This is a genomic window from uncultured Murdochiella sp. (assembly GCF_902488755.1).
In the GTDB taxonomy this organism is placed as follows: Bacteria; Bacillota; Clostridia; order Tissierellales; family Peptoniphilaceae; genus Murdochiella.
Genome location: NZ_CABTXF010000059.1, coordinates 1 through 6697 on the forward strand (window position 1 = coordinate 1; position 6697 = coordinate 6697).

7 protein-coding genes and 3 tRNA genes are annotated in these 6697 nt (G+C 49.2%); 1 reads left to right on the forward strand and 9 read right to left on the reverse strand.

The window, feature by feature from the left end; translation table 11 throughout:
• The 4 genes from RDL68_RS05795 to RDL68_RS05810 form a co-directional block, all read right to left on the reverse strand.
• Window positions 1-697, reverse strand: a 697-nt coding sequence (locus RDL68_RS05795; protein ID WP_308540736.1) for an aminoglycoside 6-adenylyltransferase, incomplete at its 3' end; no start/stop codon positions are given.
• Window positions 698-866: 169 nt separating this feature from the next.
• Window positions 867-2561 carry a hypothetical protein gene (locus tag RDL68_RS05800; RefSeq protein ID WP_308540737.1) on the reverse strand — a complete coding sequence of 565 codons (1695 nt, stop codon included), beginning with the start codon at window positions 2559-2561 and terminating at the stop codon, window positions 867-869.
• Between the two features lie 280 nt (window positions 2562-2841).
• Window positions 2842-2922 (reverse strand) — tRNA-Leu (locus RDL68_RS05805).
• 77 nt (window positions 2923-2999) lie between these two features.
• Window positions 3000-3073, reverse strand: a tRNA-His gene (locus tag RDL68_RS05810).
• Between the two features lie 110 nt (window positions 3074-3183).
• On the opposite strand from RDL68_RS05810, the gene RDL68_RS05815 reads away from it, so the two are divergent.
• Window positions 3184-4227, forward strand: coding sequence for an aminotransferase class I/II-fold pyridoxal phosphate-dependent enzyme (locus RDL68_RS05815; protein WP_308540738.1), 1044 nt, complete (start codon window positions 3184-3186; stop codon window positions 4225-4227).
• A gap of 55 nt (window positions 4228-4282) precedes the next feature.
• Here RDL68_RS05815 and RDL68_RS05820 read toward each other — a convergent pair whose 3' ends face one another.
• From RDL68_RS05820 to rdgB, 5 genes are all read right to left on the reverse strand, one after another.
• Window positions 4283-4621, reverse strand: a complete 339-nt coding sequence (locus RDL68_RS05820; protein ID WP_308540739.1) for a hypothetical protein — start codon at window positions 4619-4621, stop codon at window positions 4283-4285.
• 127 nt (window positions 4622-4748) lie between these two features.
• The gene (locus RDL68_RS05825; protein WP_308540740.1) at window positions 4749-4922 is read right to left on the reverse strand and encodes a hypothetical protein; all 174 of its coding nucleotides are present in this window, start codon (window positions 4920-4922) and stop codon (window positions 4749-4751) included.
• 139 nt (window positions 4923-5061) lie between these two features.
• Window positions 5062-5133: transfer RNA gene (locus RDL68_RS05830), tRNA-Arg, on the reverse strand.
• A 215-nt stretch (window positions 5134-5348) separates the two neighbouring features.
• On the reverse strand, window positions 5349-5837 hold the full coding sequence (locus tag RDL68_RS05835) for a metallophosphoesterase (RefSeq protein WP_308540741.1): 489 nt from the start codon (window positions 5835-5837) through the stop codon (window positions 5349-5351).
• Entirely contained in the window at window positions 5834-6493 is a 660-nt protein-coding gene (gene rdgB / locus RDL68_RS05840; protein WP_308540742.1) for an RdgB/HAM1 family non-canonical purine NTP pyrophosphatase, read from the reverse strand. The genes RDL68_RS05835 and rdgB overlap by 4 nt, the downstream gene beginning before the upstream one ends.
• Window positions 6494-6697 lie beyond the last annotated feature (204 nt).

Here is a 6697-nt window from a genome sequence, read left to right on the forward strand (position 1 = left end):
AAAGGGCATCCCAAAGTCGCGCTTTCTCGGTTGGCGCGTAGGAACGAGCGAGATGATCATACTCCACATCATTCATATAGGCTTTCAGATTCTGCCCATCCTTGCCCACATTAATATGAAAAGAGGAATCCGAAGCTACGGCGGCAGAAGTAATCTCCAATAAGGCCATCCGCGCTCGGTTGAGGGCTGCCTGCGCAACCATTTCTTCTTCCTCAACCAGTGCTAACGCCACATCTGTAATGTTCGCAAAAAACTGCTGACACCAAAGATCGTATTCTTCGCTTGTCGGCTTTTTGATGCGCAGGGAAAGGTCGTTGGGATTCTCGCGATGGGCGTATTCTTCGTGTGGATCATAAAGCACCTTGGCAAGGGTATCCTTCTCTAAAACTTCCTTCGCTTTTTCGGGATGAAGCACCGTAATGTTCAACCGAGTGGCATTGGCAAGAAAAATGCGGTAACGGGAAATGTCGTCCTGTTGCACACACCCCACTTGCAGCGTAGCTTCCGAAAATAGCGCACTCCAGTCTTCCTTAAGCAGCAACTCTCCGCTTTCCTGCGTAATCAATAAAAAATCATACGGATCGGTCTCGCGTTTTACCGCAGCAGGGTTTACGCGTGTACCGGTCATCAGCAAAGCATTCACCGTGGAACAGGTTGTTGCCCAGGAAATCATGGCATGTTGGATAAACGTCTCCATAAGCTCCTCTTTCTGTCGTTCTGCAAGTATTATAGCGGAACGCAAAATGAATGAAAAGAGAACGCCTCACGCGGAGGCTATGTGACTTGCGTACCTTCTTCGCTACAAAGTTGACGAAGAAATGCTTCAGGCGAAGGATATGCCGTTGTTTGCCATTCCCTTATCTTTATCATTCCTCTCGACGGCGAATGATTTCCATCACAATCAGACCGGCAGCCGCAACGAAAGCGACGATTCCCCAGAGAAAAATGCGCAATGTATCGCCTGTGATGGGCGACGTACCAAAGATACGACCGGCACCGGCGGCTTGTTCTTCATTCATGGTTACCGCCGCAGAAGATGCCTCATTATTCTTCGCCGTTTGGTTGTTTTTCGACGAATCCTTCTCCGGCGGATTCTCCTGCGTAGTCGAAGAGAGGCGCAGGGATGTGGAAGACGACGTAGAGGAATCTTCCTTTTGTCCGGAAAGCGCGCTTTCCGATGACCCCGAATTTGTTGGCGAAGCGATCGGTGTGGAAGAAGAGGTCGAACCCGGTGATTGCGGCGCAGGCAAAATCGCCGAAGAATCAGAGGGCTTCGATAGATCAGCGGATGGTGACGCGGAAGAGGTCGTTGGAGCTTCTGCGGATGCCGTTGCGTCGGAAGATGCCGGTTTTTCGGACGACGCGCCGGTTTGTGATGATGTCGGCTTTTCCGATGAGGCTCCCGTTTGTGAGGATGTCGATTTTTCTGACGATGTCGATGCTTCCGAAGCTGTCGATGTATCGGACATTTCACTACTTTCTTTTTCCATTGCCACGTTTACCGTGAAGCGTTCCTCTTTCATCGGCAACGTGTTATCCACCGTAGCGCACCATTGTGCGCTTTTTTGTAAATCCGGGTCGCTGGCAAATCCCGTCCAAATCGGCTTATACGAAAAATCCGGTCGTTTTACGCTAATGGTGTACGTTCCGTTTTTAGCCGTTTTCGGTACAGAAAACGAGAGTTTATAGCCGTTATCCTGCTTCAACAAATCCTCTCTCTGCATGGGGAGCATTAACTTTTCCGGTAAAACAATATCCCCTGAATAAACTTCGGCGGTCATGCCGGGAATGGCATAACCGGCAATGGGATCGAATTGGTACTCGCCGGGTTTGCGAACCGTTATCGTCTTTTGTTTTTCAGGGACTACGGTCGCTATTCTTTTCTCCATGAGTCGTGTTTCCGAAAGCATATCCAAGACCAAATTGAAGTCAGAATAAGCACCATGTAAAGATTTGTTTTTACTTCCAACGTAGGTAAGTTCTTCCGTTGCTCGATGTGGCATGTACACACTACGGGAAACCGTCGTCTGATTCAGACCGACATAGATAGCCGTCTGGTTTAAGCGCGGTTCATCCACCACATAGCGATTATAGACGATGGCATGACCGACAAGTGCCCAATCTTCCGGCGTTGCCTCAAATGTTTTGTTGACCTCCTCAATCACACCGTTATGCGAAGTGTAAACGGCGTAATCTCGTCTATCGGCAAGAAGATCAATGATAAAATGCGGCTGTCCTGTTCCTTCTACACAATAGAGACGATAATTCATTCTCCAATACGGTTTGGATTCTTCATAAGTCACTATATTCGCAGGGACGGCAAACAAGCTAAATGGGTTGCCCATATCTCTCATTCCGCTGTTTGTGGAAGACGAACGATAAGCATCCCGTAAATAAAGGGACACGTGTAGGTTATCCTCCTTCGGATACATCATTACCACATGATGTCTCCTATTCGGTGCCGGCAATGCCTTTGCACTTTCTCCCCAAAAGCTGAGAAACAGCATGAGCGCCATGACGGTCAACAACCCTCGCCGTCTAAATATTTTTCGTTTCTTCATTTTTTAGAACCTTCCTTTCTGTCTGTTCGCAAGGCGAATTCCCTTTGCTCCACTCATTATGCAAGGTTCTTTTTTTCACTGTGTCCCGTTATGCCGTCTCCGTCGTTTTCCGTATCCCGCTCCTGTTTTTCGTTGATTCTCGTCGTATTCGCGTCAAAGATCCTTGCTTAAATAGAGGCGAAAGATTGTTCTCGTAAAATAGAGGCAAAAGCTTTTCTCGTTCGCAAATAAAGAGCAAAAAAACAACAAGAAGGGATTCCCTCTTGTTGTTCTTTTTTCTTGCGGGAAAAGGGACTCGAACCCCCACGTCATGGACACCAGATCCTAAGTCTGGCGCGTCTGCCAATTCCGCCATTCCCGCTTATTGAATGCTATTGTCTGCTCTTTGTAATATCGTCTGCTCTTTGCGCTATTTCTGCTCTTTTGGCACAAAAAAAAGGTGGGTGAAGGGATTCGAACCCTCGATCTCCAGAGCCACAATCTGGCGCCCTAACCAGCTAGGCCACACCCACCACAGTCACGGTTTTTTCATTATAATGGACGTTTCCCCGCCTGTCAAACGTCGCTACGCTATAATGAATGAACTATAAGGGATGAACGGAAAGAAGGGAAAAGGTGAATTATGCGATTCGATACAGACTATATTGAAGGCTGTCATCCAGCCATTTTGACGCGATTAAGTGAAACCAATTACTGCAAACAACAGGGGTATGGTCTGGATGAATACTGTGCTTCGGCAAGGGAACGCATCCAAAACGCATGTGCTGCTCCTCATAGCGATGTACATTTTGTTACCGGTGGCACGCAAGCCAATGTTACGGTCATTTCACATGCCCTTCGTCCCTATCAAGGGGTTCTCTGCGCCGTCACCGGACATATTAATGGTCATGAAACCGGTGCAACAGAAGCACGCGGACACAAAGTGCTTCCGCTTCCGGAAAAGGATGCCAAAATCTCTGCCGATCAGGTCGAGGCGTACCTTCGTCACTATCGCCGTATGGAGTATCCGGAACATGAAATTGAACCGAAAATGGTCTATCTTTCTCAACCAACCGAACAAGGAACACTCTATTCCTTGAAGGAACTCAACGCTTTTCGCTCCGTTTGCGACCGTCACGGGCTTTATCTTTTTATTGACGGTGCACGCCTTGGCTATGCACTGGCTACGCCGGTTAATGATGTTTTTCTGACGGATTTGGCACAGCTAACTGATGTGTTCTATATTGGCGGCACAAAGGTCGGTGCGATGTTTGGCGAAGCAATTGTCATTCAGAATGAGGATATCAAGCAGCAATTTCGCTATTCCATCAAACAAAATGAGGGAATGTTGGCAAAAGGACGCTATCTCGGGCTGCAATTCGACACCCTCTTTACGGACAACCTCTACACCACTATTGCAACAAATGCGATTACGCTGGCAGATACTCTGCGTGAGGCGCTTCGCACAATGGGAGTCTCGTTCTTTTCTCCTTCGCCCACGAATCAGGTTTTCCCCATCTTTACTCTGGCTCAAGTCGAAGAATTGGAAAAACTCCATGTGTTTGAACGCTGGAACGAACTTCCCGATGGACGTGTAGCGATCCGCTTCTGTACCAGCTGGGCAACGCAAAAATGCGATTTGGACAACCTCCTCTCCGATATTCAGCGCATACTGGAAATGGTTTGATTCGAGAGTTATTCTGTTCTTGCACGGTTCGGTCTACGCTGTTTCTCTGCTATTTCTAATCTTTATATTGGCGAGCGTTTCGTTTTGGATTATGGCTGATGGGTCGCCTGTTTGCCAGGGGTGTTTTGAGGGGGATTGACCCTGGCAATTCATCTTCTTCACAGTTTGCCAGGGGTAGATTGGGATGGATTGCCCCTGGCAAATCGTCTTTTTTACTGTTTGCCAGGGGTGGCTTGGGGTAGATTGACCCTGGCATATCGTCTTTTTCACAGTTTGCCAGGGGCTCGATCGGCATGACCGACCCTGGCAAACCATCTTTTCTCCCATTTGCCAGGGGTGTGGGTGGCAAACTTGACCCTGGCATATTTACTTTTTTGTCGTTTGCCAGGGTCAATAGCGAAAAATCCTCAGTTAGTCTCGCCCGCACTCTTTCTATAGCCGCGCCGCCAGCTGCATTTTCAGCGGTGCTCCTTCCGCAACTGCGCCGCCAGCAACATTCTCAGCGGCGCACCGCTTTTTCCTCAATTGGGAGCGGCACAAATGACAGCGGCAAGCGCATTCGACAAGTCCTTGCCCGAGTGCAGTATTCCAAATGCCCCTGGCAAATCGTCTTTTTTGTCATTTATCAGGGTAGCTTGGGGTGGTTTGCCTCCGGCATATTCCCTTTTCTCCCGTTTGCCGGGGCGCGGCGGCATGACCGACCCCTGCAATTGTCTTTTCTCTCATTTTCCAGGGGCAAGGGCGATATATTCAATCCTAACAAAACAAGACCGTTTTCCACCCTTACAACACAAAAGCCGCTGGAATCACTTGATTCCAGCGGCATACGTGGTTCGTGCCATCGGGGATTCGAACCCCGGGCCTCCACTTCCGGAGAGTGGCGCGCTTCCACTGCGCTAATGGCACACGACAGTTTACAATACGTTCTGCCTGTCGTCCCATTTTAATAGATGGACATCGATTTTGCAACGCAAGATGGAAGACGGCATCTTCTGTTCATGCATATGCCCTTTTCAGATAAGCTGAAGGTTAATGCCAACACGTAGTGCGAGAAAAAGCCCAAGAGCATACAAACATATTGGGAGGTCTTGCGCTTGTAAAAGCCGTAAAAACGAGTACGCTTACTCTGCGTCCAACGTCACATGCTCGACGTGCGGTTCCTTGCCTTTTGTCAAAGTGAGAATGGCGCAGCCGGGCGCACCATCATAAGGACGGCTCGGCGATCCGGGATTAATTGCCCAAATCGATTGGATTTGTTCGACAGCAAAGCGGTGGGTGTGACCATAAAGCACAATGTCGGCAAGTTGTTCTCGCGCGTGTTGGACAAGCGGCAAACGGTCAAAATGGACACCATAACGATGACCGTGGGTGAGCAACAACGAAAAGCCCTCAACAAAAAGGGTGTATTCCCAAGGAGCGGGCGACCCCCAATCGTTATTTCCGCGGACACCGAGAACAACACGTCCAAGCATCTGCTGCATCTCTTCGGCATCCCAGGCATGGTCACCCAGATGCAAGATGCGGTCAATGCCTGGCGTACGCCGGATATACGAGAGAATGGAACGCAAATCGCCATGCGTATCGGAAACAAGCAAAAGGCGTTCTGTCATTCGTTTTCTCCGCTTTTATTTCCCGGGACGGTATGGTTTTCACGACGCAGCTTATCTAATAACGCACGATATGCACGTCCACGGTGGGAAATCCGATTCTTTTGATCGTCCGTCATTTCTGCTAAGGCGCACCCCTCTTCAGGAACATAGAACACCGGATCATAGCCGAACCCTTTCGTTCCGCGAGGGGTCTCCAGAATCTCGCCGTACAAAACACCTTCCACGGTTTCCGTCATTCCCTTTCGACAAAGGGCAATGACCGTCTTAAAATAAGCACCGCGATTTTTTGGGGGGATGCCCGAAAGCTCACCCAGCAATTTTTCGACATTGTCCCGGTATGTGGCATGGAGACCGGAATACCGAGCCGCGTAAATGCCCGGACGTCCATCTAAGGCATCCACAAAGAGTCCGGTATCATCAGCTAAAATCCAGTATGCGTCCGGATCCTTTCCTGCCAAACGTAATGCCTCGTAAAGACCGGTAACTTTTAGGCAGGCATTTTCTGCCAAAGTACTTCCCGTTTCTTCAATGTCTACGTCGGATAGCCCCACATCCGATTTGGTTTGGACTACGAAGCGTTCCCCCAGAAGGGCACGAAGCTCCTTCGCTTTATCCGGATTTCCCGTAGAAAGAAGAATCGTTATTTTCTCGTTCATCGCTCCTCCTTATTTCCTGTGCAGCATAACGACCACAATAACAACAAGGGGACAAATGTTTGTCCCGCTATTCTTGCGGAGGCGTTAACTGTTGTAGCCATTCTCTCAGTTCTTCCCCTTCCAAAAGAGGCACGGAAAGATCCAGCGCCTTCTGGCGTTTTGAGCCGGCCGCCTCTCCTGCTAACACCAAATCCGTTTTGGAGG